Genomic DNA, 1,876 nt, shown 5'->3' with positions numbered 1-1,876 from the left:
TCTTGCCCCTCCCTGAAGGAAGGGGTTTGCTAGCGCCTTTGGATCAGATGTCCCAATCGTTAAGCATGTAGAACTGCTCCCATTCCCGAATGTTCACCTGTCCGCGGTAAGCGCAACGGTGCATGCGGCCGCCAAGCGTCTCCTCGGCGCTGAGGCCCTGCATCCAGCACGAGTACCATAGAGGCGTTTTCCCGACGGGATTAGCTTCGCTCCTGACGACTAGATTCTCTGCCATCTCCAGATCTCTGGAGGTGTCGCGCACGCTTTCGTGCAGCCAGCCCAGCGAATTAAGGACATCCATCACCTCCTGGCTCACGAAGCCCGGGATCCCGGCATCGAAGAAATCGAGATAGCTCTCGTTGATGTCGCGGATCTCGGCGACCCACCGTGCGGCGTTTGCCCAGCCCGTCTTGAAGGTCTTGCCGCTCGTTTCGTTCACCCAGTGATGGTCGGCTAGAGCCTCATAGAGACATACTGCAAAATCCTCGTCTTGACACAGCTCCCGCACCGTGGCGCTGTTGGCCAGATGCCCCGGGAGACTGTCGCGATGGTGCGACGTTTTCGGAATTTGGTAATCGGAATCGACAAAGACGGCATCGTCGACAAGCTCGAGGTGGCCGTAGATCCAGCGACCGTTCTCCCCCATGCGCCTCCACCTGCCACTGGTCGTATCCTTCGGCTCCATAAGTCCGGAACGGGTGCCGCCCGGCAGTAGAACCTTCGACGCACGAACCACCAGCGACCCGACGGCGATTACGCTAGCATGCTCCCCAAGAGAAATCTTGGGGAATGGACGTACAGGTATCGGTTTAGAAACTTCGGCGCTTTGTCCGGGAGTAGCCAGGATCGCAAGGGCCGGGTGGATGGACGTTTCGCTTGAATTCTTCATGCGGCGATTAATCACAAGGACTCACCCCCAGTCAATTCTTTTCTGCCAAAGCAATCCATAGGTGAACCGGCTGTTGCAGGTTTACATCATACGAATCCCGCAGCAGGACCTTGTTTTTCTATACAAGTGCCGACTTTTCGGGGCCCCATGATCCGCGTAAAGGGTTAATGAACTTCATATCCCGATTGCTTTACGTAATCGGGATATGAAGTATTGTTAGTCTCGGCAGAAGACATCCCCGGGGCGGAGTGTTCGTCAGCATGTCGGCTCTCGCGTGACTACTCCCCGCTCTGAAGGATGGGGATTTCAGCGGAGCGCAAGCCGTCAGGCTGCGCAACGAGACTCGCGTTGCTGACAGGCTTTTGCTCGTTCACCCGGCGCTGGCCGCGCTCCGTCCGCAATGATATTAAAACCGAATTCATATAAACCTATGTAAATTACTTTCCAAAAAACCCTGAGTTCTGATCGCGCTAGTTATAAAATACGTCAGCATAACTACAAAAGAAACAAATAGCATGATTTCAAAGTATTGCTTTATTTCTTTAACTTTTCCGTGGAATTTCCCTTTTATTAAAGAATGTATTATCAATATAACAATGGATATAGCGGAAATTACAAAATACGCTGCTACATATGTAGATTGAAGCGATTCCAACGCTTCCAAGAGTGACGACTCTTTATTAAATTCGGAAAGAATTGCCAGGGGCTGGGAGCTGAATAAAATCAACACTATATTCCCGAACCCTAGTGCTTCGTGTATTCCATTTACATCCGAGAAAACGCCGCTTACAAAAGATCGGAAGTTTTGGGACAAGAACAAAACTGGTGATAGAGCAATAATGCACCAGAGCGCAATATTCTCAATTCTCTTCCAGTAGCCAACCCGCTTATGGATTCCTGTATGCATATTCAAGTCTTCCTATTTGCCTATTTTTAACGTCTCCCCGCCCTGAAGGGCGGCGATTTTAGCGAAGCGCAAGCCGTCAG

At 51.3% G+C, this 1,876-nt stretch carries 2 protein-coding genes; both read right to left on the bottom strand.

The genetic code is table 11. The features are described from left to right. Nucleotides 1–43 precede the first annotated feature (43 nt). Complete coding sequence (locus tag E1297_RS02265; RefSeq protein ID WP_155133370.1) at nt 44–646, bottom strand: hypothetical protein; 603 nt, start codon at nt 644–646, stop codon at nt 44–46. Between the two features lie 661 nt (nt 647–1,307). After that, nucleotides 1,308–1,796 carry a hypothetical protein gene (locus E1297_RS02260; protein WP_155133367.1) on the bottom strand — a complete coding sequence of 163 codons (489 nt, stop codon included), beginning with the start codon at nt 1,794–1,796 and terminating at the stop codon, nt 1,308–1,310. Nucleotides 1,797–1,876: the final 80 nt, after the last annotated feature.

It is taken from the genome of Roseibium sp. RKSG952, from assembly GCF_009711355.1.
The sequence above is the reverse complement of the archived record's forward strand: the minus strand, read 5'-3'. Positions and strand labels throughout refer to the sequence as shown.

Coding starts and splice junctions, on each gene's coding strand:
- E1297_RS02265 (WP_155133370.1), bottom strand. CDS start 646: ATGGGGGAGAACGGTCGCTGGATCTACGGCCACCTCGAGCTTGTCGAC.
- E1297_RS02260 (WP_155133367.1), bottom strand. CDS start 1,796: ATGCATACAGGAATCCATAAGCGGGTTGGCTACTGGAAGAGAATTGAG.